Raw genomic sequence first — 23,845 nt, forward strand, 5'->3', positions numbered from 1 at the left:
TCCTATGAAAGCGCTGCGATTGATCAAGAAAGCCGTGGTCCTGACCGTGATACGGGTCGGCTGGTTCATCAAACCCGGCCTGGTGACGCGTCTGTACGCCTGGTTCCTGCGTTCGGAAGGCGCCAACGTCGAGGCCGATCCGAACTATCTGTCGGCCAAGATCTGGTTCGACGGCACCGATTATTCGCTGATCAGCCTCGGCCGCGGCTGCACGATCTCCAGCAATGTGCGCATCCTCACCCACGACTGGGCGATCCACACCGTCGCCAAGGAACTCGGGCTCAAGTTCGATACGCCGCAAGGGCGGATCCGGCCGATTTCGATCGGCCGCCACGCCTTCATCGGCACCGGCTCGATCATCATGCCCGGCACCGACATCGGCGCGGGCTGCATCGTCGGCGCCGGCACCGTGGTGCGCGGCACCATTCCGCCGCTGAGCATCGTGATCGGCAACCCCAGCCAGATCGTCGGATCGGTCAGCGACTATGTCGACAAGTCGCTGCGCAAGGGCCGCGAGGCCTGAGCCGCGCATGCGCATTCCCGCTCCCCGCCTGTTCCTGGCGCCGGCCGCGCTCGGCGCGTTCCTGCTGTCGGGCTGGGCGTCGGTGTTCTTCAGCGTCGATACCGACGTGGTGCAGTACGCGGCGATCGCCGCGACCATCGGGCTGGGCGCGTTCTCGCTGTCGTACTCGGGCTTGAACCGGTTCGCGTTCCTGTTGCCGATCATCGCCACCCTGATCGTGTTCGCGCAGATTTCCTTCCTGGACACGCGCCAGCCGCATCCGCCGAAGGAACTCAAGTTCTATCTGATCCTGGTGTTCTGCGCCTACTGCGCCTGCTTCGTGCTGCGCGGCAAGGCCGCCGAGCATTTCGTGCGCATCTACGTGGCGCTGTGCTTCGCCCTTAGCCTGGCCGCGCTCGGCTTCAACCGCACCGCCGACACCGGCGCGCAGCGGCTGATGCAGGGCGAAGGCAACCCGATCTGGATCGCGCGCGCGGCCGGCACCGCGATCATGTACTTCGCCTATCGATTATTGATCGAACCGCGCCACCGCGGCCTGCGCCTGCTCGCGCTGCTGCCGTGCGTGGCGGCGTTGATTCTGGCCGGTTCGCGCGGCCCGATCCTGTCGCTGCTGCTCGGCCTGGGCGCGCTGGTGGTGATGACCAACCGCGGCGCGCTGCTGCTGTCGCGCAAGCTCTGGGCAGCGGGATTGCTGGTCGTGCTGCTGGCGATCGCGGCGGTGGTGCTGGCGCCGCAGGGCATCCAGGATCGCCTCGCCAGCCTGTTCGTCAGCAACTACAGCGGCAGCGACGTGCTGCGCATGAATTTGTATGAAGTCTCGTTCGGCATGTTGCGCGAAACGCTGTTCGGCCACGGTTTCGGCGCGTTCGAGGCCAGCGGCGCGCTGCAGCCGTATCCGCACAACCTGCTGATCGAAGCGCTGATCGAACCGGGCCTGATCTTCAGCGCGTTGTTCTTCGCCCTGATCGCCTACGCAATCCGTCGCCTTTACCTCACCGCCAAGCGCGACCAGGGCCGCGAACTGGTGCCGACCTTCCTGTGCGCGCTGGCGATCTATTCGCTGGCCAACGCGATGTTCAGCGGCGACATCACCAGCCCGAAGGAACTGTACCTGTGTCTGTTCTTCGCGCTGTCGACCGCGCTGGTGGTGCGACGAGTACCGCAGCCGACGCCGATGCCATCGCCGCCATCACTTCCATTTCGCCACCCCACCCCGACCTGAGCGAACCGCCCCATCCCGAATCTCGAATCTCGAATCCCCAATCCCGAATCCCGAGCCAAAAATGCAAGCGATCATCCTGGGCCAAGGCAATCCTTACCTGAAGAATCCGTACCTGAGCAAACTGTCGAAAGTGCTCGACAGCGCCAGCGTGCCGTACGAGTTCTGGATATGGAGCCGCGACAAACAGCCCGCCGATCTGCCCAAGGTCAAGGTGCTGCTGAACTTCGGCTCCTGGGGCGGCGGCGCGGTCAATGCGCTGGGCTACGCGCTGTGGGTGGCCTGGCTGACCGTGCGCGTGTTCGCCCAGCCGCGCGCCGGGGTGTACTTCTGCTCGCGCCTGGACGCCGCGTTGCCGTGCGCGCTCGTCGCCTCGGTGCGGCGTTGTCGGTATGTGTTCCTCGACCGCGACAAGCTTTCCAAAAGCTATGCTTGGCCCGCGCCAGTGAAACGCATGATCGAAGCGATCGAAGGTTTCGTCGGTCGTCGCGCCAGCCTGCACGTGGTGCCCGGGTCCTCGCGCGCCGGCGACAACGACAGCGACAATCTGCGGATCGTGCGCAACACCCCGCACACCGAGGTGATCGAACGCGCACGCAGTCTCGCCGAGCGCCTGCCGCCGCGCAGCGGCCGGCTGCGGGTGCTGATCAGCGGGTTGATTTCGCCCGAACGCGGCGCGCGGATGATGCGCGAGGCGATCGAACGCACCAAGGGCGAGGTCGAATTCATCGGCGCCGGCCGTCTGCTCGGCGAGGACGCGCAACGCTTGGCCGAGCGCATGGGTCCGGACTATCGCGGCATCGTCAGCAACGAGGACGCCTTGGCGCTGCTGCTGAGCGCCGACCTGGTGCTGGCGTTCTACGATCCGGCCCTGGAGATCAACCGCCTGGCCGAACCAAACAAATGGTTCGACTGCGCGGCGCTGCAGATTCCCTTCGTCACCAACCCCGGCCTGCTGACCTCGGCGCCGTTCGAGCAGCATCAAGCCTGTTTCATGTGCGAGTACGGCGACGGCGAACGATTGGCCGCGCAACTGCTGCAGATCGCCGCCGACCGTTCCTTGCTGGAAACCCGCCGCGCCGGCCTGCGCCAACTGCGTTACGAAGCCTGGGACACCGCGATGGCGCGGGTGATCGCTGAGTGCGTGAGGCTGACGCCATGAGCCGGCGCGGCACGCTGTTGCTGACGATGCTGCTGGTGACCGCGCCGCTCGGCGCGCGCGCCGGCGAACGCGGCTTCGTCCTGTACAACAACACCAAGTACACCGATCTGGTCGATCAGCGCCTGGCGATCGCGCGCTCCAATCTGGTCGGCGAACCGCATTTGCCGGAACTGCGCGACGGCATCATGCCCGACGAGCAACGCTTCAAGGCCGCGGTCAAGGCGAACGTGAAGAACCCCGGCCCGCTGGTGCTGGATTTCGAACACATCAACCTCAGCCGCGACGCCGAGGTGTCGGCCAAGCATCTGCAGATGCTGCAGACCCTGGCGCGCTGGGCGCACGAGGCCGCGCCCGGGCGCAAGATCGGCTACTACGGTTTCCCCGGCGCGATCGACCACGCCGATCCGCAACGCGCCAAGCAATTGGCGGCTTCGGTCGATCTGTTCTTTCCCTCGCTGTACACCGTCGATGACGACCGCGACCGCTGGCGCCGGCGCATGGACAACATGGTCGCGGCGGCGCGCAAGCTCGATCCGAACAAACCCGTGCTGGCCTTCATCTGGCCGCAGTACCACGACGCCACCCCGCGCAGCGCGCAGTTCGTGCCGGCCGACTACTGGCGCTTTCAGCTCGATCAGCTCCAGCGCGCCGCCGATGGCGCGGTGATCTGGAGCAAGCGCGTCGATGGCGGCGACCGCGACTGGGTGCCGGTCACCCGCAGTTTCCTCGACAAGGCCACGCGCGCCGCGCCCGAGCGCTGAGCGCGCGCTACGCGCCCTGTCCCTTCCCGAATACTCGCTCACGCACTGGAATCACCATGCAACAAGTCCTGCAAAACCTGCGCGACGGCAGCACCGAAGTCGCCGACGTGCCCGCCCCGGCCCTGCGCCGCGGCCATCTGCTGATCCGCAGCCACATCACCCTGGTGTCGGCCGGCACCGAGCGCATGCTGGTCGAGTTCGGCAAGGCCAACATGCTGCAGAAGGCGCGCCAGCAGCCCGACAAGGTGCGCATGGTGCTGGAGAAGGTCCGCACCGACGGCCTGGCCACCACCCTCGATGCGGTACGCAGCAAACTCGATCAGCCGCTCGCATTGGGCTATTGCAACGTCGGCACGGTGATCGGCGTCGGCCCCGGGGTCAGCGGTTTCGAGATCGGCGACCGGGTCGCGTCCAACGGCAAGCATGCCGAAGTGGTAGCGGTGCCGGTCAACCTGTGCGCGAAGATTCCCGACAACGTCGGCGACGAAGCCGCCGCGTTCACCGTGCTCGGCGCGATCGCGCTGCAGGGCATTCGTCTGGTCCAGCCGACCCTGGGCGAAACCGTGGTCGTCACCGGCCTGGGCCTGATCGGCCTGATCACCGTGCAGTTGCTGCGCGCGCACGGTTGCCGCGTGCTCGGCATCGACTACGACCCGGCCAAGCTCGCGATCGCGCGCGAATACGGCGCCGAAACCGTCGACCTGTCCAAGAACGAAGACCCGCTCGCGGCCGCGGCGGCGTTCTCGCGCGGACGCGGCGTCGATGCGGTGCTGATCACCGCCTCGACCAAGAGCAACGAACCAGTCGCCCAGGCCGCGCACATGTGCCGCAAGCGCGGCCGCATCGTCCTGATCGGCGTGACCGGCCTGGAATTGTCGCGCGCGGATTTCTACGAAAAGGAGCTGTCGTTTCAGGTTTCGTGCTCGTACGGCCCGGGCCGCTACGACCCGTCCTACGAAGAACGCGGCAACGATTATCCGGTCGGGTTCGTGCGCTGGACCGAGCAGCGCAACTTCGAGGCCGTGCTCGACATGATGAGCAGCCGCGCGGTCGAGGTGCAGTCGCTGGTGACCCATCGCTACGGCATAGCCGAAGCCGAACGCGCCTACGCCGTGCTCGGCGGCGGCGAACCTTCGCTCGGCATCGTGCTCGACTACGGCCTGGGCGAAGACATTCCCGAGCAGTTGATGCGACGCAAGGTGCCGCTGCACGTCAAGCCGCCCGCGAACGAAGTGCCCAGCGAGGCCGGCGGCGGCGCGATCGCCTTCGTCGGCGCAGGCAATTACGCCGGCCGGGTGCTGATCCCGGCGTTCGCGCGCACCGGCGCCAAGCTGCACACGCTGATCACCAACAACGGCGTCGGCAGCGTCCATTACGGCAAGAAGTTCGGCTTCCGCAACGCCAGCACCGACACCGACGCGGTGCTGCGCGATGCCAGCGTGGGCTCGATGGTGATCGCGACCCAGCACGGCAGCCACGCCGAACTGGTGTTCAAGTCGCTGCGCCGCGGCAAGCACGTGTTCGTCGAAAAGCCGCTGTGCCTGACCCTGGAAGAACTGCAGACCATCGAAAAGGCGCATTCGGAGCAATCGGTGTACGGCATTCCGCCGGTGCTGATGGTCGGCTTCAATCGGCGCTTCGCCCCGCAGGTGCGCAAGATGCACGCGTTGCTGGCCGGCGTGCGCGAACCCAAGGCCTTTGTCATGACCGTCAATGCCGGCGCGATCCCGGCCGATCATTGGACCCAGGACCCGCAACTCGGCGGCGGCCGCCTGATCGGCGAAGCCTGTCACTTCGTCGACTTGCTGCGTTTCCTCGCCGATTCGCCGATCGTCGGCCACCAGCTCACCGCGGTCGGCAACGTGGCCGGCGTCGGCATCCGCAGCGACCGGGTCAGTTTCACCCTGAGCTTCGCCGACGGTTCGTTCGGCACCGTGCATTACCTCGCCAACGGCGACAAATCGTTTCCGAAGGAACGCCTGGAAGTGTTCGCCGCCGGACGCGTGCTGCAACTGGACAACTTCCGCCGCCTGCGCGGCTACGGCTGGCCCGGTTTCACCCGCATGAACCTGTGGCGCCAGGACAAGGGCCAGGCGGCGTGTGCGCAGGCCTTCATGCAGGCGGTACAGGGTCAGGCGCCGGCGCCGATTCCGATCGAACAGATTCTCGAAGTCGCGCGGGTGACCATCGAACTGGACGCCTGCGTCTGAGCACGCCATGACCTCGTTATCGCGACTGCCGCGCATGTGGCATACCGTGCGCCATCTGCGCCCGGTACAGATCTACGGCCGTGCCTGGCATCGGTTGCACCGCCCTCGCGTGGACGCGTCGCAGGCACCGGCGACCGCGGCCTTGCGCGGGCGCTGGATCGCTTGCGCGCGCATGCCTACGATGCTGGCCGCGCGGCGCTTCCGTTTCTTGAACGATGAGCACGAGCTGCCCGCCGACGGCTGGAACAGCGCCGCGCTGCCGAAGCTGTGGCTGTACAACCTGCACTACTTCGACGATCTCAACGCCGACGGCGCCGAGTCGCGCCTGGGCTGGCATCGCGATCTGATCGGGCAATGGATCGCGGCCAATCCGCCGGCCGCGGGCAACGGCTGGGAGCCGTATTGCCTGTCGTTGCGCATCGTCAACTGGATCAAGTGGCGCTGCGCTGGTCACGGCCTGGGCGACGACAGCGCCGAACACGCGATGCTCGACAGCCTGGCGACCCAGACCCGCTACCTGCGCGGCCGCCTGGAACGGCATCTGCTCGGCAATCATCTGTGGGCCAACTACAAGGCGCTGCTGTTCGCCGGTGCCTGCTTCGAAGGCGAACAGGCGCAGCAATGGCGCGAGTTGGGTTTGCACGGGCTGCGGCGTGAGATCGGCGAACAGATTCTCAATGATGGCGGCCACTTCGAACGCAGCCCGATGTATCACGCGATCCTGCTCGAAGACCTGCTGGATCTGATCCAGTTGGCCGAGCGGTTTCCGAACGCATTTCCGATGCACGAGGTCGCGCTGTGGCGCGAGCGCGCCTTGAGCATGTTCGCCTGGCTCGCAGTGATGACTCATCCGGATGGACGCATCGCCTTCTTCAACGACGCCGCGTTCGGCATCGCACCGACCCTGGCGCAATTGCGGGCGTACGCCCACGCGCTCGGCATCCAGGTGCCCGCGGCGTCCGAACGACCGCTGCAAGTGCTGGCCGCTTCGGGCTATGTGCGGATGCAGGCCGGCAACGCGGTGCTGATCGCCGACGTCGGCGAAATCGGCCCGGACTACCTGCCCGGCCACGCCCATGCCGACACGCTCAGTTTCGAACTGTCGATCGACGGCCGGCGCGTGCTGGTCAACGCCGGTACTTCGCGTTATGACATCGGCGCGCAGCGGCTGTGGCAGCGCGGCACCGCGGCGCATAACACGGTGCAGATCGACGGTCGCGATTCGTCCGAGGTCTGGAGCAGTTTCCGGGTGGCGCGGCGCGCGCATCCGTTCGCGGTCGTGCATGGCGTCGACGACGACGGCTTGTGGCTGGACGCAAGTCACGACGGCTACCGTCGGCTCAAGGGCCGGCCGCTGCACCGTCGCTGCTGGCGCCTGCAGGCCGGTTGCCTGCGTATCGAGGATGCGATCGAAGGCGGCTTCGAGCGCGCGGTCGCGCGTTTCCGGATCGCACCGGACCTGCGCGTCGACGGCGATCGCGTGCGCGGCAAAAGCGAAGACGTGTTGCGCTGGCAGGTCGAGCCGCCGTCCGCGCTGACCCGCATCGACGTCAGCACCTATCACCCCGAATTCGGACTGAGCCAGGCCTGCGAAGTGATCGAAGTCGCGCTCGAACCCTCCGGCCGATCGGTCGCCACCTTCCGCTGGGACGGTTGAACCCGCATGCGCATCCTGTTTCTGTCCGACAACTTCCCGCCCGAAGGCAACGCGCCGGCCACCCGCACCTACGAGCACGCGGTGCGCTGGGTGCGCGCCGGGCACGAGGTCACGGTCATCACCTGCGCGCCGAACTTCCCCGAAGGCCGATTGTTCGACGGCTATCGCAATGCCTGGCGCAGCGTGGAAACCGTCGACGGCATCCGGGTGGTGCGGGTCAAGACCTACATCACCGCCAACGAGGGCTTCGTCAAGCGCAGCCTGGACTACATCAGCTTCATGGCCGCGTCGGTCGTGGCTGGCCTGTTCGAACCGCGCCACGACGTGATCGTTGCGACCTCGCCGCAGTTCTTCTGCGCGCTCGGCGGCTGGGCGCTGGCGCGTTTGCGGCGACGACCGTTCGTGTTCGAACTGCGCGACCTGTGGCCGGCCTCGATCACCGCGGTCGGGGCGATGAAACGCAGCCTGGCGATCCGCGTGCTCGAACGCGTGGAGATGTTCCTGTACCGCAGCGCTGATGCGATCGTGCCGGTGACCCAGTCGTTCCGCGAGGAACTGATCGAGCGCGGCGTCGACGCCGACAAGATCCACGTCGTGCTCAACGGCGTGGACCTGCAACGCTACGCGCCGTGCGCGCGCGATCCGGAACTGAGCGAACGCTACGACCTGCATGGGCGTTTCGTGGTCGGTTATCTCGGCACCCACGGCATGGCGCATGGCCTGGAAACCGTGATCGATGCGGCGCAGCGGCTGCAGCACGACCCGCGCATCGCGTTCTTCTTCGCCGGCAGCGGCGCCGAGCGCGCGCGGGTCGAGCAGTTGGTGGCGCAGCGCGGGCTCGCCAACGTGCGCATGATTCCGCGCCAGCCCAAGGAGATGATGCCCAAGCTGTGGGGACTGTGCGATGTCTCGCTGATCCCGCTGCGCGACAACCCGGTGTTCGCCGGGGTGATCCCGTCCAAGCTGTTCGAAGGCATGGGCATGGGGGTGCCCGCGCTGATGTCGCTGCCGCGCGGCGAAGCCACCCGGATCGTCGAAAGCACCGGCTGCGGCGTGTGCGTGCCGGCCGAGAATGCCGAAGCGATGGCCGCGACGATCGTCGCCCTGGCCGAGGACCCGGCGCGCATGCAGCGGCTGCGCGCGGCCAGCGTCGCCGCCGCGCCGACGTATTCGCGCGACCGTCAGGCACGGTTGATGACCGACGCGCTGGCGCGATTGATCGGCGACGACACCCAGGACCTGTTGCGGGTCGGCAAGTAGGCGCGACATGCCGCGCGTGCCGCCATGCTGAGCTGGCTGATCGATCCGCTGCATACGGCGGTCTGCTTGATCGCGCTCGGCGTGGTGATCTGGCGATGGCGGCGTTGCATCGGCATGGGTCTGATCGCGACCGGATTGGGCTGGGGTCTGTTGTGGTCGCTGCCGGTGGCCTCTGAGGCGCTGCGCAACTCATTGGTTCGACAGCGTCCGTCGTTGCCTCTGCCGCAATCCTCACAGCCGCAATCGCCGCGCGCCGATGCGATCGTCGTGCTCGGCGGCGCGATCGGCCCGGTCAGCCGCTTCGATCAGGGCGATGCGGATGCGCCGGCCCTGGCCGGCAACCGGGTCGCGCTGGCGGCGCGGGTCTGGCGCGAACAACGCGCTGCTTCGATCCTGCTCAGCGGCGGACCGGCGGCGCGCACGCGCGGGGTCGCCGAGGCCCGGATCATGGCCGCCGTGCTGCGCAAGCTCGGCGTCCCCGGGCAGGCGATGGTGCTGGAGGATCGCAGCACCAGCACCCGCGACAACGCCCGCAACAGCGCGGCGATCGCGCGCCAGCGCGGTTGGCGGCGGGTGCTGTTGATCACCTCGCCGCTGCATCTGCCGCGGGCGGCGCGGCTGTTTGAGCGCGAGGGGCTGCAGGTGCTGCCGATGGCGCCGTCCGAGCCGCGCATCGCCGCCGCTCCCGCGTGGCGGCCTTCGCTGCAGGCCGCGCGGCGCAGCGGCGAAACCTTGAAGGAATACGCGTTGTTCGTGCTGTCGGCGATCTGATCTAACAGCGCCGGGGCCCAAGCCACTTACAGCGAGACATCCCGCCACATCGGGATCGGGAAACGACTGCCCGATCGCGCACAGTCCCAACCCGCGTCGCAACCGCCAAAGCGCAACCACGTACAAGCCGGTCCGCGCGGGTTTGCTGCATGATGGCGCTCCGCCCTCACCGCCTTTCGACCATGCGTCTGCTGCGCGATCTGTCCCTGTCCGCCGTCATCGCCGGCTTCGTCGCGGTGTTGGTCGGGTTCACCAGTTCGGCGGCGATCGTGTTCAGCGCCGCGCAGGCGTCGGGCGCCAGCGATGCGGAAATCGCCTCGTGGATGTGGGCATTGGGCCTCGGCATGGGCGCGACGTGCATTGGCCTGTCGCTGCGCTATCGGGTGCCGGTGGTCACCGCCTGGTCGACGCCGGGCGCGGCGATGCTGATCACCGGCGCGGCCGGACTGCCGCTGGCGGAGATCGTCGGCGCATTCGTGGTCAGCGCGGTGCTGACCACCGCGCTGGGCTTCAGCGGCTGGCTCGAACGCGCGTTGAGCCGCCTGCCGACCAGCCTGGCCTCGGGCATGCTCGCCGGGGTGCTGCTGCGCTTCGGCTTGAACGTGTTCACGTCGATGCAGGCGCAGTTCGTGCTGGTGTTCGCGATGTTTCTCGGCTGGCTGCTGGCGCGGCGCTGGAGCCCGCGCTACGCGGTGGTGATCACCCTGGCGATCGGCGTGGCCATCGCCGCGGTCCAGGGCCAGCTGCATCTGGGCGATGTGCGCCTGACCCTGGCGCAACCGATCTGGATCACCCCGAAATTCTCGCTGGCGGCGGTGATCGGCGTGGCGATCCCGCTGTTCGTGGTCACCATGGCCTCGCAGAACATTCCCGGCATCGCGATCCTGCGCGCGCACGGCTATCAGGATACGCCGGTGTCGCCGCTGATCGGCTGGACCGGGCTGGTCACCCTGGTGCTGGCGCCGTTCGGCGCGTTCGCCCTGAACCTGGCCGCGATCACCGCGGCGATCTGCATGGGCAGCGACGCCCACGAGGACAGCCGTCGGCGTTACGTGGCCGCGGTCGCCGCGGGCGTGTTCTATCTGCTGACCGGCCTGTTCGGTGCCACCGTCGCCGCGCTGTTCGCCGCGTTTCCGAAGGAACTGGTGCTGGCGATCGCCGGCATCGCCCTGCTGACCACCATCGGCAATGGCCTGGCCGCCGCCGTGCACGACCCGCAGGAGCGCGAACCGGCGCTGATCACCTTCCTGGTCACCGCCTCGGGCGTGAGCGCGTTCCAGATCGGCTCGGTGTTCTGGGGCATGGTCGCCGGGCTGCTGGCGCTGGCGATCACGCGTCGCAAGCACCCGGCCTGAGCCTCGCCGCGGCGGTCCGCCGCGCCGCGGGCCCACGCAGCGATGGGACTTGCAAGCCCTTTGAGCTAGCGTATGCGCTGCAATCCCGCCTTGACGGTGCAATCTTCGAATGCGCATCACCGACGCCAGTTACGGCTCCAACGAAGACGGCCTGATCTGGGGCTATCGCTTCGTGCCCGGCGCGCCGGCGCAGCCGATCAGCACCGACGCGGTGGCGGCGTTCCTGGCCCCGTCGGGAGACGGCACGGATACGGGTGCGACTGCGGGGTTCCTGTGGCTGCACTTCTCGCTGTCGAACGTCGGCGCCGAGCGCTACCTGCACCGCGCGCTCGACCTGCCCGATGCGTTCTTCGACAGCCTGCGCAGCGAGGTCGGTTCGACCCGGCTGGAACTCGACGACGGCGCGCTGATCGCGGTGATCCACGACGTGCTGTTCGATTCCAGCTTCGACGCCTCCGAGGTCGGCACCACCAGCCTGTGCATCGGCCCGCGCCTGCTGATCAGCGCGCGTCTGCGGCCGCTGCGCTCGGTCGATCAACTGCGCGCGGCGGTCCGCAGCGGCCAGATCTTCCGCTCGCCGGTCGAACTGCTGGCCCACCTGCTGCGCGATCAGGCCAGCGTGCTCGGCGACATCCTGCGCAAGTCCACCGCCCAGGTCGATCGCATCGAGGACCGACTGCTCGCCAACCGCATCGCCGACGACCGCAAGCAACTGGGCGCGTTGCGGCGTTCGCTGGTGCGCTTGCAGCGATTGATGGCGCCGGAACCGACCGCCCTGTTCCGCCTGCTCAATCGTCCGCCGGACTGGATCGACCGCGACGACATCCAGGACCTGCAACAGGCGGCCGAGGAATTCTCCACCGCCATCGGCGATTCAGCCGCGCTGGTCGAGCGGGTCAAGCTGATCCAGGAAGAACTGGCCGCCCTGGTCAACGAACAGACCGGCCGCACCTTGTTCGTGCTGACCGTGGTCACCGTGCTGGCGCTGCCGATCAACCTGATCGCCGGCCTGTTCGGCATGAACGTCGGCGGCGTGCCGCTGTCGGACAACCCGCATGGGTTCTGGAGCGTGGTGGTCGGGCTGTTCGTGCTGACCGCGGTGCTGGCGTATGCGGCGTTCGGGCGGCGGCGGGATTGAGGGTTGCTGGAGGCGCGCGCCCTCATCCGGCCCTACGGGCCACCTTCTCAGCCTTGCACTCCCTTCGGTCGCCGCAAGCGGGAGAAGGGAACCATCATTGTGCCGCTTACAGAATGGCGAACTCTGGAGCCCCTCTCCCGCTTGCGGCGACCGAAGGGAGTGCAAGGCTGAGAGGGGTTGGGGTGAGGGCCCGGGTTGCGACGACACCACCCTTCGCGCTTAGCGCGGAAACTCAACCACGCTATTAGACCCAGGCAGTTCATCGACGCGCTCGGCCGCAACCTCGCCGCCCAACGCCTGCCACGGCTTCGACCCCAGCTGATCGAGCTGCGGATAATGCCCAAGCAAACGAAACCCGGCGAAGCCATAAGGCACGCCTTCCGACGCCAATGGCACGCGCCCGTCGGCGAGATGGAAATGCAGATGCGGCCCGGTCGAATCGCCGGTGAAACCGAGCGCGGCGATGGTCTGGCCGACCCGCACCGCATCGCCTTCGCGCACCTTGATGCTGCCCGGGCGCAGATGCTCGTAAGTCGCATAGCGGCCGTCGGCCAAGGCCAGCACCACGTAATTGCCTGCGGCCTGATCGAAATCGTGGCGCGGATTGTCCGAGACCTTGACGCTCTCGGCCTGACCGTCGCGCACCGCCGCGACCCGCGCATCGGCCACGGCCAGCACCTCCGCGCCGTAACCCAGTCTGTTCGCGGCGATGTCCGCATCGCCCTTGGCGACCCGCCCGTCCGCATCGACCCGCACCCAATCGATCGCATGCCGGCCCGGCAAAAGCGCGCGGCCGTTCAAGGTGTAGAACACCCGGCGATGACCGCGCGGCCACTGCGGTGCGTGAATCGCGACCCACGGCCCACCGCGCAACGGCGGCGCCAGCTGCAACGGCGCGGCGGCGCCGACGTCGAGTTCGGCGCCGATCACGGTCTGTGTTGCCGCCGCGGGCGCCGCGGGCGCCGCATCCTTGGCCGCCGCTCCGTCGACAGCGGCGAAGCCGAGTCGATGCCGCAGACGCTTCGGCAACGCCTGCGTCGTGTCGAATTCCAGATACACCACCGCGCGTTCGCCGGGCTTGACCGACGCGGCCGGCGCGGCGGCGCGGCCGATCACCTGGGTGCGCGCGGCCAGCTCGGCGCCGCTCCAGGCCGCCACGCTCGCCTGAGTGTCCGCATCGATCGCCTGCAATTCCGACAGGCTCCATTCGCTCCGACCGAAGTTGCTCAGATGCAGTTCGTAGACCAGACGCTGCCGGCCCTCGACTCGCACCGGCACCGGCGCCCGCGGCACGCTCATGTCGAAGCTGTCGACCGGCGCGGTCGCGTGCGCCGGCATGCCGGTCGTCAACAAGTACAGCGAGACGGCAAGCGTTAGCTGACGCAGCATGCGGGGCAATCCTGACTATGAAATGAGAGAGAGGGTCTAGACCGTGCGAGGCAGCTTCAGTGAGGCGCGCAACGCCGTCCCATGCCATTTGTCATCTCGATCACGTGCTCGAGGCCAACGCTGAGTGTGCGTTCAGCCGGTTGGCGCCAGAACGAGGCGCCATCGGTGGACTGTTAAGATCGAAGCCCTCATCCCATCCGTACAGGACGTACAACGCCATGGGCCTGAAGAGATTGCGGCTTTCAACGCTGATCGTGTCGATCGCGCTGGTCGGGAGCTGCGTGATTCTTCTCTCTACCGGCCTTCGACATGGCCATGCCTGGTCGGACATGGACTGGAATCTCGACGGCGTCACTTCGGCTTCCGAACGGATCGCCGCAAGCGACATCGGCGTGCGCTGGACCGAACGCGGCGATTTGCGCTGCAAGGAATACTTCAGCCTCAAGGACGGCCTGCCGCTGAGGACGCTCTGTCCTGTCGACGGGGCGGATGCGCCTCAAGACAAGGCCCAGATGCCCAGATAGCCGATCCCGATCGAGGACTGAACGCGCCGATCAGGTCCGCGGCTGATCCAGCACGACCTCGCGACTGAGCGGGTCGACCCGCACCTTTACCGTCGCGCCGGGCACGATCTGCGCCACCCGGACCGGACTCAAGGCCGCCACGATCTCGGCCACGAACCCCTCGACACCGTCAGCGGCGGCGACCTGCAACTGCAGCCGCACCAAAAGATAAATAGCGTCGATGCGTCCGCCGGTATCGGCCGCATCGAGCACCCGCGCGGTCGTCGCCACTCCCTCGCGTTGCAGACGTTGCTCGAGCGCAACATTGGAGACCTTGTCGATGACCCGCCTTTGCAGCTTCATGATCGCGAACGCGCCAACCGGGATCGCGATCAACGGCACGGCGACGATCAATGCGATCAGCACGATCAACAACATGGTCATGGTGCGACGCGGTCGCGCGAGTGGCCCGGGGAACGCCGAGCATACGCAAGCCAGGCCTCGACCGCCAAAACCGGGCTCCGAAGCCCGACAGTTGACGGCTTGCCCACGCCTGCCCGCCGCATCGGATGGATATCGCCATGCGCCGCCGAATGTACATCGTGAAACAAGTCGCTCGCGACCCTTCTCGTCACGGACGGCGTCGCACTACGCAAACGAGAACGCAGACATTTTCATCTCGACATCAATGGTCATCGGATCCGTAACACCGAGATGGCCTGCGGATGAAAAATGCAAGCGCCGACTTGCACGCATTTTCAGAAACGGCAAGCGCGTTTCACACCTGCTATCACACATCGCGAACCTCCCTTAAAACCAGGGACATTGCAGCCGCTCCAACAACCGCATTCACGCCGCGATAACAACGTCGATTCTGTGATCCAGCACGCCGGCCAATGCGATACGCATCGCTACTTCGTGCAGCAAACGACCCGAATCGTTGACCGGCCTGACAACAGGACGTAACACTGTGTTGGCAACGTGCAGCAACGCAACAACACGCACCACAGCGGCTCGCTCACTAACTAAAAAAACAGCGAACCGCTTCGCCACACCCGTCCGCACCGTCCGAATCCAGTGCGCGACCACCCTTCTCGTGACACGGAGCAAGTCGATTGAAGAATTCCAACCTGCGACGCGTGGGATCCCGCTTACGTCCGGTTCCACCTGGCCCGACTCCGCCTGCCTTCCCGACCGCGCCGTCGGTCGCGCGGCCGCAAGCACGCATCGACGCAAGCGGTATCCGCACCGCGCCGCAGCGCTGTCCAGGATGACCCGCGGGCGATAACGCGGCGCCGGCGGATTCGCATCGAAATCCCACGCCCCGTTCGACGCCGTGGATCCCGTCAGTCGGCCGATGGTTTGCGTTTGCGCACGCCACGGGCGTGTTCGCGCCGCTGTGGAATGCACGCGCCCTGCCTCCGCGCTCATCGCCGCGAATCTGCGAAGCCTGCGCGAGCGTCGACCGCGGTCGCGAGGCAATAGACGTCGTCGCGGCGATTCAGCGGGCGCATGGCGCGCAGCGATGCCGCGTCCGCATCGCCGGTGAGCCAAGCCGCCCCCACGCGCCGATTGCGATCCTGAGGCGTGTTGCAACTCCCGCACTTTCCGTATTCGACCCGAACCGAGACAGCGCATCATGACTCTGCTCAATCTTCACGGTCGCAAGACCCTGCCCGCCCGGGGCCAGCCCTGGAACGAATTGCAGGTCGCCATGTCGGACCTGCGCGGCGACGATCCCGACTGGCGCTACGGCCCGCCCTTGAACGTGTACTACGCTGGCGAGGACGTGCTCGACGTCGCCCGCCGCGCCTATGCCATGTTCATCTGCGAGGATGCGATGGCACCGGCGGCGTTTCCCAGCCTGCGCCGGATGCAGGACGACATCATCGCGATCTCGCTGTCGCTGCTCGGCGGCGGCGACGACGCGGTCGGCACGATGACCAGCGGCGGCACCGAAAGCATCATGCTCGCGGTGCGCAGCGCCCATCGCGCGTTCCGCGCGCGCCATCCCGGGGTGCGCCGCCCGCACCTGCTGCTGCCGTCCAGCGCGCACCCGGCCTACGACAAGGCCGCCGATCTGATGGGCGTGGACGTGGTGCGGGTGTCGATCGGCGGCGACTACCGCGCCAGCGTCGACGTGCTGGCGCAGTGCATTTCCTCGGAAACCATGATGATGGTCGCCTCGGCGCCGTCGCTGCCGTTCGGCGCCATCGACCCGGTCGAGGACATCGCCCGACTCGCGCGCGAGCACGAGGTGTGGCTGCACGTGGATGCCTGCATCGGTGGTTTCCTCGCTCCGCACGTCGCGCGCTTCCTGCCCGGGCTGCCGCGTTTCGACCTGAGCGTTCCCGGCGTGCGTTCGCTGTCGGCCGACCTGCACAAGTTCGGCTACGCCGCCAAGGGCGCGTCGGTGCTGCTGTACGCCGACGCCGAGGACCAGGAGTACCAGCATTTCGAATACTTCGACTGGCCCAAGGGCGTGTACCGCACCGACACCCTGAGCGGCACGCGTCCGGGCGGCGCAGTCGCCGCGGCCTGGGCGGTGCTGCATTACCTGGGCGAGTCGGGCTATCGCGCCCTGGCCCAGCGGGTGATGCACATCCGCGATCGTTACATCGAAGGGATCGAACGCATTCCCGGATTGCACCTGCTCGGCGCGCCGCACCTGAGCGTGATCGCGTTCGGCTCGGACGAATACGACATCCACCTGATCGGCGACGCGATGCAGGCACGCGGCTGGCCGGTCGGCCGCCTGTCCAACCCGGCCGCCTTGCACATGACCCTGACCCCAGGCCACGACCAGAGCATGGACGCGTATCTGAACGACCTGGAGCGCGCCGTCCACCAACGCGAACGCGGCGCGCTGCGTTCGCAATCGCGGACCACGGTCGCGTACTGAAACCTGATCCATGGCGGATCATGCGATCCGGTCCGTCGGGCAGCACCGACTCTCTTTCACGACATCCCGCAGGAGCAGCACATGAGCAATCCCTTCGAAGACCCCAACGGCACGTTCCTGGTTCTGGTCAACGACGAGAACCAGCATTCGCTATGGCCCGAATTCGCCGAAATCCCGGCCGGCTGGCGCAGCGTCCACGGCCCGGCGGTGCGCCAGACTTGCCTGGACTACATCGAGAAGAATTGGACGGACATGCGTCCGTTGAGCCTGATCAAGGCGATGGAGCAGCATGGCGGTTGAGGGCGTTCGCTTTTGCTCGTCGTCCCCGCGCAGGCGGGATCCAGAGACTTCAGAGTCCTGTCGCGGTGAAGCCCTGGACCCCCGCCTTCGCGGGGATGACGGCATCGAGTACTCGCCCGCATCAAGGCAGAAGACAACGCGCCGATCAGCGCCCCCACCTACTCGTCATTCCCGCGAACGCGGGAATCCAGTGACTTTTCCATCCAGGTGCGACGTGGTCTGAGGTGACGGCGCGGCGTAGCAACACTTCTGCCGCTCGTCGACGAAAGACACTGGATTCCCGCGTTCGCGGGAATGACGATGACGATTGACGACGCCATTTGGTCCGAACGCTAGGCGTCTTAGCAAAGGCGATAGCGCCGTACAAACGGATCAACGCATCTTGATCAATACGCCTTGTCTAAAGCCGATGCGGGAGCAACCGCTCACGCACATCAACTACGAATATTCAAAGCCCGGTTAACCCCCAGCGCCGCCATCGTGCAAACCGCGCCCGACAGCAGATACACGCCGACAAACCCCAGCCCGAAGTGCGCGCACAGCCCCAGCGCCACCAGCGGCGCGAATGCGGCGCCGATCAACCAGGCCAAGTCCGAGGTCAACGCCGCGCCGGTGTAGCGATACTTCGAACCGAAGTTCGCGGTCACCGAACCGGCGGCCTGGCCGTAGGACAGGCCCAGCAGCACGAAGCCGATCAGGATGAACACGTCCTGGCCCAGCTCGCCCGAACCCATCAGGGTCGGCGCGAAACCGCTGAACATCGCGATCGCCGCGGCCAATGCGGCCAAGGTGCGCGGACGGCCGAAGCGGTCGGCGATCCAGCCCGAGGCCACCACCGCGCCCGCGGCCAGACAGGCGCCGACGATCTGCACGACCAGGAACTGGCTCACCGACTGGTCCGAGTACAACAGGATCCACGACAGCGGAAAGATCGTCACGATGTGGAACAGCGCATAGCTCGCCAGCGCGGCGAACGCGCCGATCACCACGTGCCGGCCCTTGGCCTGGAACAATTCCAGCACCGGCGTGGGTTCGAGTTCGTGCTCGCCCAGCTCGCGGGCGTACTCGTGGGTGACGACCAAGCGCAGCCGCGCGAACAGCGCGACCACGTTGATCGCGAACGCGGCGAAGAACGGATAACGCCAGCCCCAGTCGAGGAAGTCGGCGCGCGGCAGGCTGGTGTTGAGATAGGCGAACAACGCGGCGGCGATGATGAAGCCGACCGGCGCGCCGAGCTGACCGAGCATCGCGTACCAGCCGCGGCGCTCCTTCGGTGCATTGAGCGCAAGCAGCGACGGCAGGCCGTCCCACGATCCACCCAGCGCGATGCCCTGGCCGATCCGGAACAGCGACAACAAGATGATCGATAACGAGCCGACCGTGCCGAAACTCGGCAGAAACGCGATGCCGGCGGTGCAGGTGCCGAGCAGGAACAAAGCGATGGTGAGCTTGGTGCTGCGGTCCCAGCGGCGCTGGATCCACATGAACGCGACCGTGCCGATCGGCCGCGCGATGAACGCCAGCGAGAAGATCGCGAACGACCACAGCGTGCCTTCGAGCTTGCCCAGGAACGGGAAGAAGATCGACGGGAACACCAGCACCGAGGCGATGCCGTAGACGAAGAAGTCGAAGTACTCCGAGGCGCGGCCGATCACCACGCCGACCGCGATGTCGCCCGGCGCCACTTCGGCATGCGAACCGGTGTCGTGGACCGACACGGTCTGGGAGGAATCCGGGTTTGCGAGATTTGGCGTATGCATCGTCGAGTCGGCTTGCGGTGCGTGGAGCGATCGGGCCTGCGGTGTTTGCTGATGCAGGCGGATACGTTCAGTTATGGCGGGAATCGGGAATCGGGAATCGGGAATCGGGAATCGGGAATCGGGAATCGGGAATCGGGAATCGGGAATCGGGAAGAGCGTAGCGCGCTGCATCTGCAAAATACGCAAATAACCCGAAGCAACGCAGTTGTCAGACCTTGCGATCCTTACCTATCGTCGTTCCCGCGAATGCGGGCTCAGCTTTACTTCGGCGGAGCCGAACATCCAGTGACTTCAGGCGCTCTCGCACGAAAGACCCTGGATTCCCGCGTTCGCGGGAATGACGTCCTGGTGGGCGACGCGACATCGGGCGGATCATTCATCACCCCTCCACACCACCCAGCACTACACCACCCAACACCATCCCACCCATTCCCGGGAACGCCGCTAGCTTCCCACCACCCGCCCGGCGCTGCCATAGGACAAAACGTCCAATCGTCGTCACAGTCTCGCGGCTCTACAGTGCGCCCATCGCCGCCCTGCCGCGGCTTCGCTCGTGCGACGCGCTGCCCCGATGACCATGGTCAAATCTCTGTCAAGCCGCCTGTTTTCGCGCCGCCCGCTCCGTGCTGGCGCGCCCTGCCACGGCCCGCGCTCAAACGACACGCCCGCAAACACGACGTTTCTGACCAGGGCGTGGCGTCCGCTGCTCGCCGTCGCCGCGCTGGCGCTGCTGGCCGGCTGCAACACCCTGGTGCTGAATCCGCCCGGCGACGTCGCGGCGCAGCAAGGCGATCTGATCGTTGTGTCGACCGTGCTGATGCTGCTGATCATCGTGCCGGTGATCGGGCTGACGCTGTTCTTCGCCTGGCGTTATCGCGCCTCCAACAAGAGCGCGACCTACAAGCCCGACTGGGACCATTCGACCCAGCTCGAGCTGCTGATCTGGGCCGCGCCGCTGCTGATCATCATCGTGCTCGGCGCGATCACCTGGGTCAGCACCCACACCCTCGATCCGTATCGCCCGCTGCATCGCGTCGCCCCCGGCCGTCCGGTGCCGGCCGACGTCAAGCCGCTGGTGGTCGAAGTGGTCGCGCTCGACTGGAAATGGCTGTTCCTGTATCCGGAACAGAACATCGCCACGGTCAACGAACTGGCCGCGCCGGTCGATCGGCCGATCCATTTCAAGATCACCGCCTCGACCGTGATGAATTCGTTCTACATCCCCGCCCTGGCCGGCCAGATCTACGCCATGCCGGGCATGGAAACCCAGTTGCACGCGGTCATGAATTCACCCGGCAACTACGAAGGTTTCTCGGCGAACTACAGCGGCGCCGGCTTCTCCGGCATGCGCTTCCGTTTTCACGGCATGGACCAGGCCGGCTTCGACCAGTGGGTCGCGCAGAACCGCGCCAGCGGCAACACCCTGCAGCGCGCCGACTATCTCAAGCTCGAACTGCCCAGCGAAAAAGAACCGGTGCGCCGCTACGGCGCGGTCGCGCCGGGCCTGTACAAGGCGATCCTCAACCGCTGCGTCGACTCGTCGAAGATGTGCATGGACGAGATGATGATGATCGACGCGAGCGGCGGCCTCGGCCTCAACACCAATGCGCTGGCGCCGCGACGCAAGGGCGACCTGCGCGGCGGCCCGGTGGTGACCTCGGCGATGTGCGTGACCGAACCGACCGCGACTCCGAACTGGGGCGTCGCCTCGCTGGCGCCGTGATCGCGGCGCATCGCACTGTCGAACCGATCGCAACGAATCGAATTCAAGCAAGGCGCGCAGACCGCGCGCCGAGTCCGTGAGCGGACTTCCGGAGTTGAAGATGTCTGACCAATCCAACCTCACCCAGTCGATCTTCGGCCGGCTCAGCTGGAACTCGATCCCGCTGCACGATCCGATTCTGATCGCCACCTTCGCCATGGTCGTGCTCGGCGGTCTGGCCGTGCTCGCGCTGATCACCCGCTACAAGCTGTGGGGTTATCTGTGGAAGGAATGGTTCACCAGCATCGATCACAAGAAGATCGGCATCATGTACATGGTGCTGGGCCTGGTGATGCTGCTGCGCGGCTTCGCCGACGCCTTGATGATGCGCCTGCAGCAGGCGATGGCATTCGGCGATAACGCCGGCTACCTGCCGCCGGAACACTACGATCAGATCTTCACCGCCCACGGCGTGATCATGATCTTCTTCGTGGCCATGCCACTGGTCACCGGTTTCATGAATTACCTGGTGCCGCTACAGATCGGCGCGCGCGACGTCGCCTTCCCCTTCCTCAACAACTTCAGCTTCTGGATGACCGCCTGCGGCGCCGGGCTGGTGATGCTGTCGCTGTTCGTCGGCGAGTTCGCCAAGACCGGCTGGCTGGCGTATCCGCCGCTGTCGGGCATCGCCTACAGTCCCGGGGTCGGGGTCGATTACTACATATGGGCGCTGCAGATAGCCGGCGTCGGTACTTTGCTATCGGGCATCAACCTGATCGCGACCATCGTCAAGATGCGCGCGCCCGGCATGACCATGATGCGCATGCCGGTGTTCACCTGGACCTCGCTGTGCACCAACGTACTGATCGTCGCCGCGTTCCCGGTACTGACCGCGGTGCTGCTGCTGTTGTCGCTGGACCGCTACGCCGGCACCAACTTCTTCACGAACGATCTCGGCGGCAACCCGATGATGTACGTGAACCTGATCTGGATCTGGGGCCATCCGGAGGTCTACATCCTGATCCTGCCGTGCTTCGGCATCTTCTCCGAGATCGTCTCGACCTTCAGCGGCAAGCGCCTGTTCGGCTACGCCTCGATGGTCTACGCGACCGTGGTCATCACGATCCTGTCGTACCTGGTGTGGCTGCACCACTTCTTCACCATGGGCTCGGGCGCCAGCGTCAACTCGTTCTTCGGCATCACCACGATGATCATCTCGATCCCCACGGGCGCGAAGATCTTCAACTGGCTGTTCACCATGTACCGCGGCCGCATCCGCTTCGAAGTGCCGATGCTGTGGACGATCGGCTTCATGGTCACCTTCACCATCGGCGGCATGACCGGCGTGCTGCTGGCGGTGCCTCCGGCCGACTTCGTCCTGCACAACAGCCTGTTCCTGATCGCCCACTTCCATAACGTGATCATCGGCGGCGTGCTGTTCGGCCTGTTCGCCGGCATCAACTTCTGGTGGCCCAAGGCGTTCGGCTTCAAGCTCGACGCGTTTTGGGGCAAGTGCTCGTTCTGGTTCTGGATCACCGGCTTCTTCTTCGCCTTCATGCCGCTGTACGTGCTCGGCCTGATGGGCGTGACCCGCCGCGTCAACCACTTCGAAGATCCTTCCCTGCAGATCTGGTTCATCATCGCCGCGTTCGGCGCGGTGTTGATCGCGCTGGGCATCGCCAGCATGCTGATCCAGTTCTACGTCAGCATCCGCCGCCGTCACGAGCTGCGCGACGAAACCGGCGATCCGTGGCAGGGCCGCACCCTGGAATGGTCGACCTCCTCGCCGCCGCCGGACTACAACTTCGCCTTCACCCCGGTGGTGCACGACAACGACGCCTGGCACGACATGAAGCAGCGCGGTTATCAGCGTCCGCAGTCGGGTTTCCTCGACGTGCACATGCCGAAGAACACCGCCGCCGGCCTGGTCATCGCCGTGCTCAGCACCATCTGCGCGTTTGGCCTGATCTGGCAGATGTGGCTGTTCGCCGGCGTGGCCTTCGCCGCCATGCTGATCGCCGCGATCGTGCACACCTTCAACTACAAGCGCGACTACCACATCCCGGCGGCCGAAGTGACGGCCACCGAGGACAAGTACACGCAGCAACTGGCCGCCGCCCATGTCTGACGCACACGCCATCGCCACCCACACCGCCGACGGACGTCCGGTCTTCTTCGACGCCCAGGGCAAGCATCATCCCCAGAACGGCACCCTGCTCGGGTTCTGGCTGTACCTGATGAGCGACTGCCTGGTGTTCGCCTGCCTGTTCGCGGTCTACGGCGTGCTCGGCCGCAGCTACGCGGCCGGTCCGTCCGGCGCGGATCTGTTCGATCTGCAACTGGTCGCGATCAACACCTCGATGCTGCTGCTGTCGTCGATCACCTACGGCTTCGCGATGATCTCGATGAAGCGGCGCAAGCTGGCCGCGGTGCAGGGCTGGTTGGCGATCACCGGCGTGTTCGGCCTGGCCTTCATCGGCCTGGAACTGTACGAGTTCGCGCACTTGATCCATGAAGGCGCCGGCCCGCAGCGCAGCGCGTTCCTGTCCTCGTTCTTCGCCCTGGTCGGCACCCACGGCCTGCACGTCACCTTCGGCATCGTCTGGCTGGTCACGCTGATGGCGCAGCTCGGCAAACACGGCCTGACCGTGGAAAACCGCCGCCGCCTGATGTGCCTGTCGATGTTCTGGCATTTCCTCGACGTCGTGTGGATCGGCGTCTTCACCTTCGTCTATCTGATGGGAGTGCTGCCGTGAGCCACCCGGTCGCCCCGCAACACCACGACAACGATCATGCGCACGACGGCGCGCACGGCCACGACAGCGCCCACGACGACGGCGACGATTACCACGGCACCGTTGGCGGTTACGCGATCGGTTTCGTACTGTCGCTGATCCTCACCGCGATCCCGTTCTGGCTGGTGATGGCCAAGGTGATCCCGAGCTCGGGCATGACCGCGTTCGTGGTCCTGGCCTTCGCGGTCGTGCAGATCGTCGTGCACATGGTCTACTTCCTGCACATGAACACGAAGTCGGAGGGCGGCTGGAACATGCTCGCGCTGATCTTCACCCTGGTGCTGGTGGTGATCATGCTGGCCGGCTCGTTGTGGGTCATGCATCACCTCAATGCCAACATGATGCCGATGCCGCACGATATGCGGAACATGCCTTGATTCGGGATTCGGGATTCGGGATTCGGGATTCGGGATTCGGGAGTCGGGAGTCGGGAATCGG

At 66.3% G+C, this 23,845-nt stretch carries 20 protein-coding genes; 17 read left to right on the forward strand and 3 right to left on the reverse strand.

All coding sequences use genetic code 11. The features are described 5' to 3' along the window. Positions 1-4: 4 nt before the first annotated feature. The 10 genes from AC3A4T_RS09240 (at position 5) to AC3A4T_RS09285 (ending at position 12,056) form a co-directional block, all read left to right on the forward strand. Positions 5-523 (forward strand): acyltransferase, encoded by a 519-nt coding sequence (locus AC3A4T_RS09240; RefSeq protein ID WP_056114434.1) that lies wholly within the window; start codon positions 5-7, stop codon positions 521-523. Positions 524-530: 7 nt separating this feature from the next. Next, positions 531-1,745 carry an O-antigen ligase family protein gene (locus tag AC3A4T_RS09245; protein WP_487675115.1) on the forward strand — a complete coding sequence of 405 codons (1,215 nt, stop codon included), beginning with the start codon at positions 531-533 and terminating at the stop codon, positions 1,743-1,745. Positions 1,746-1,806: 61 nt separating this feature from the next. Beyond that, a complete protein-coding gene (locus AC3A4T_RS09250) occupies positions 1,807-2,904 on the forward strand; it encodes a glycosyltransferase family protein (protein WP_487675116.1) in 1,098 nt (365 codons plus the stop codon). Next, the gene (locus AC3A4T_RS09255; protein WP_487675117.1) at positions 2,901-3,665 is read left to right on the forward strand and encodes a hypothetical protein; all 765 of its coding nucleotides are present in this window, start codon (positions 2,901-2,903) and stop codon (positions 3,663-3,665) included. Before AC3A4T_RS09250 ends, AC3A4T_RS09255 begins: the two co-directional genes overlap by 4 nt. A 56-nt stretch (positions 3,666-3,721) precedes the next feature. Further along, the gene (locus tag AC3A4T_RS09260; RefSeq protein ID WP_487675118.1) at positions 3,722-5,875 is read left to right on the forward strand and encodes a bi-domain-containing oxidoreductase; all 2,154 of its coding nucleotides are present in this window, start codon (positions 3,722-3,724) and stop codon (positions 5,873-5,875) included. A gap of 7 nt (positions 5,876-5,882) precedes the next feature. Then, a complete protein-coding gene (locus AC3A4T_RS09265; RefSeq protein WP_487675119.1) occupies positions 5,883-7,532 on the forward strand; it encodes a heparinase II/III family protein in 1,650 nt (549 codons plus the stop codon). A 6-nt stretch (positions 7,533-7,538) separates the two neighbouring features. Then, a complete protein-coding gene (locus AC3A4T_RS09270) occupies positions 7,539-8,792 on the forward strand; it encodes a glycosyltransferase family 4 protein (protein ID WP_487675120.1) in 1,254 nt (417 codons plus the stop codon). A 24-nt stretch (positions 8,793-8,816) separates the two neighbouring features. Beyond that, positions 8,817-9,563, forward strand: a complete 747-nt coding sequence (locus tag AC3A4T_RS09275) for a YdcF family protein (protein ID WP_487675121.1) — start codon at positions 8,817-8,819, stop codon at positions 9,561-9,563. Positions 9,564-9,715: 152 nt separating this feature from the next. After that, a complete protein-coding gene (locus AC3A4T_RS09280; protein WP_487675122.1) occupies positions 9,716-10,918 on the forward strand; it encodes a benzoate/H(+) symporter BenE family transporter in 1,203 nt (400 codons plus the stop codon). 109 nt (positions 10,919-11,027) lie between these two features. Then, positions 11,028-12,056 (forward strand): transporter, encoded by a 1,029-nt coding sequence (locus AC3A4T_RS09285; protein ID WP_487675123.1) that lies wholly within the window; start codon positions 11,028-11,030, stop codon positions 12,054-12,056. A gap of 219 nt (positions 12,057-12,275) precedes the next feature. On the opposite strand, the gene AC3A4T_RS09290 is transcribed toward AC3A4T_RS09285, so the two are convergent. Then, positions 12,276-13,445: a M23 family metallopeptidase gene (locus AC3A4T_RS09290; RefSeq protein ID WP_487675124.1), complete on the reverse strand. Its 1,170-nt coding sequence runs from the start codon at positions 13,443-13,445 to the stop codon at positions 12,276-12,278. 218 nt (positions 13,446-13,663) lie between these two features. Here AC3A4T_RS09290 and AC3A4T_RS09295 point away from each other — a divergent pair, with 218 nt between their 5' ends. Further along, complete coding sequence (locus tag AC3A4T_RS09295) at positions 13,664-13,969, forward strand: hypothetical protein (protein WP_487675125.1); 306 nt, start codon at positions 13,664-13,666, stop codon at positions 13,967-13,969. Between the two features lie 30 nt (positions 13,970-13,999). Here AC3A4T_RS09295 and AC3A4T_RS09300 read toward each other — a convergent pair whose 3' ends face one another. Then, entirely contained in the window at positions 14,000-14,380 is a 381-nt protein-coding gene (locus tag AC3A4T_RS09300) for a hypothetical protein (RefSeq protein WP_487675126.1), read from the reverse strand. A 1,207-nt stretch (positions 14,381-15,587) separates the two neighbouring features. Here AC3A4T_RS09300 and AC3A4T_RS09305 point away from each other — a divergent pair. Then, positions 15,588-16,850, forward strand: a complete 1,263-nt coding sequence (locus AC3A4T_RS09305; RefSeq protein ID WP_487675127.1) for a pyridoxal phosphate-dependent decarboxylase family protein — start codon at positions 15,588-15,590, stop codon at positions 16,848-16,850. An 81-nt stretch (positions 16,851-16,931) separates the two neighbouring features. Next, positions 16,932-17,150: an MbtH family protein gene (locus AC3A4T_RS09310; protein WP_056114490.1), complete on the forward strand. Its 219-nt coding sequence runs from the start codon at positions 16,932-16,934 to the stop codon at positions 17,148-17,150. Between the two features lie 434 nt (positions 17,151-17,584). Here the strand turns inward: AC3A4T_RS09310 and AC3A4T_RS09315 are convergent, their stop codons facing one another. After that, entirely contained in the window at positions 17,585-18,910 is a 1,326-nt protein-coding gene (locus AC3A4T_RS09315) for an MFS transporter (protein WP_487675128.1), read from the reverse strand. 577 nt (positions 18,911-19,487) lie between these two features. Between AC3A4T_RS09315 and cyoA the strand changes: the two genes are divergently transcribed. From cyoA to cyoD, 4 genes are all read left to right on the forward strand, one after another. Next, on the forward strand, positions 19,488-20,633 hold the full coding sequence (cyoA, locus tag AC3A4T_RS09320) for a ubiquinol oxidase subunit II (RefSeq protein ID WP_487675129.1): 1,146 nt from the start codon (positions 19,488-19,490) through the stop codon (positions 20,631-20,633). Between the two features lie 100 nt (positions 20,634-20,733). Then, positions 20,734-22,740, forward strand: coding sequence for a cytochrome o ubiquinol oxidase subunit I (gene cyoB, locus AC3A4T_RS09325; protein ID WP_487675130.1), 2,007 nt, complete (start codon positions 20,734-20,736; stop codon positions 22,738-22,740). After that, the gene (gene cyoC / locus AC3A4T_RS09330) at positions 22,733-23,368 is read left to right on the forward strand and encodes a cytochrome o ubiquinol oxidase subunit III (RefSeq protein ID WP_036107338.1); all 636 of its coding nucleotides are present in this window, start codon (positions 22,733-22,735) and stop codon (positions 23,366-23,368) included. Before cyoB ends, cyoC begins: the two co-directional genes overlap by 8 nt. Then, the gene (gene cyoD / locus AC3A4T_RS09335) at positions 23,365-23,784 is read left to right on the forward strand and encodes a cytochrome o ubiquinol oxidase subunit IV (RefSeq protein WP_487675131.1); all 420 of its coding nucleotides are present in this window, start codon (positions 23,365-23,367) and stop codon (positions 23,782-23,784) included. Before cyoC ends, cyoD begins: the two co-directional genes overlap by 4 nt. The last annotated feature ends 61 nt before the right edge of the window (positions 23,785-23,845 follow it).

It is taken from the genome of Lysobacter sp. Soil_N_51 (assembly GCF_057655755.1).

Bases quoted from the DNA above. Each gene is read 5' to 3' on its own strand.
- AC3A4T_RS09280 (WP_487675122.1), top strand. From the start codon at position 9,716: ATGGCGCTCCGCCCTCACCGCCTTTCGACCATGCGTCTGCTGCGCGAT.
- AC3A4T_RS09265 (WP_487675119.1), top strand. From the start codon at position 5,883: ATGACCTCGTTATCGCGACTGCCGCGCATGTGGCATACCGTGCGCCAT.
- AC3A4T_RS09305 (WP_487675127.1), top strand. From the start codon at position 15,588: ATGACTCTGCTCAATCTTCACGGTCGCAAGACCCTGCCCGCCCGGGGC.
- AC3A4T_RS09295 (WP_487675125.1), top strand. From the start codon at position 13,664: ATGGGCCTGAAGAGATTGCGGCTTTCAACGCTGATCGTGTCGATCGCG.
- AC3A4T_RS09255 (WP_487675117.1), top strand. From the start codon at position 2,901: ATGAGCCGGCGCGGCACGCTGTTGCTGACGATGCTGCTGGTGACCGCG.
- AC3A4T_RS09275 (WP_487675121.1), top strand. From the start codon at position 8,817: ATGCTGAGCTGGCTGATCGATCCGCTGCATACGGCGGTCTGCTTGATC.
- AC3A4T_RS09270 (WP_487675120.1), top strand. From the start codon at position 7,539: ATGCGCATCCTGTTTCTGTCCGACAACTTCCCGCCCGAAGGCAACGCG.
- AC3A4T_RS09285 (WP_487675123.1), top strand. From the start codon at position 11,028: ATGCGCATCACCGACGCCAGTTACGGCTCCAACGAAGACGGCCTGATC.
- cyoB (WP_487675130.1), top strand. From the start codon at position 20,734: ATGTCTGACCAATCCAACCTCACCCAGTCGATCTTCGGCCGGCTCAGC.
- cyoA (WP_487675129.1), top strand. From the start codon at position 19,488: ATGGTCAAATCTCTGTCAAGCCGCCTGTTTTCGCGCCGCCCGCTCCGT.
- cyoC (WP_036107338.1), top strand. From the start codon at position 22,733: ATGTCTGACGCACACGCCATCGCCACCCACACCGCCGACGGACGTCCG.
- AC3A4T_RS09310 (WP_056114490.1), top strand. From the start codon at position 16,932: ATGAGCAATCCCTTCGAAGACCCCAACGGCACGTTCCTGGTTCTGGTC.
- AC3A4T_RS09240 (WP_056114434.1), top strand. From the start codon at position 5: ATGAAAGCGCTGCGATTGATCAAGAAAGCCGTGGTCCTGACCGTGATA.
- AC3A4T_RS09315 (WP_487675128.1), bottom strand. From the start codon at position 18,910: ATGCATACGCCAAATCTCGCAAACCCGGATTCCTCCCAGACCGTGTCG.
- AC3A4T_RS09245 (WP_487675115.1), top strand. From the start codon at position 531: ATGCGCATTCCCGCTCCCCGCCTGTTCCTGGCGCCGGCCGCGCTCGGC.
- AC3A4T_RS09260 (WP_487675118.1), top strand. From the start codon at position 3,722: ATGCAACAAGTCCTGCAAAACCTGCGCGACGGCAGCACCGAAGTCGCC.
- AC3A4T_RS09290 (WP_487675124.1), bottom strand. From the start codon at position 13,445: ATGCTGCGTCAGCTAACGCTTGCCGTCTCGCTGTACTTGTTGACGACC.
- AC3A4T_RS09250 (WP_487675116.1), top strand. From the start codon at position 1,807: ATGCAAGCGATCATCCTGGGCCAAGGCAATCCTTACCTGAAGAATCCG.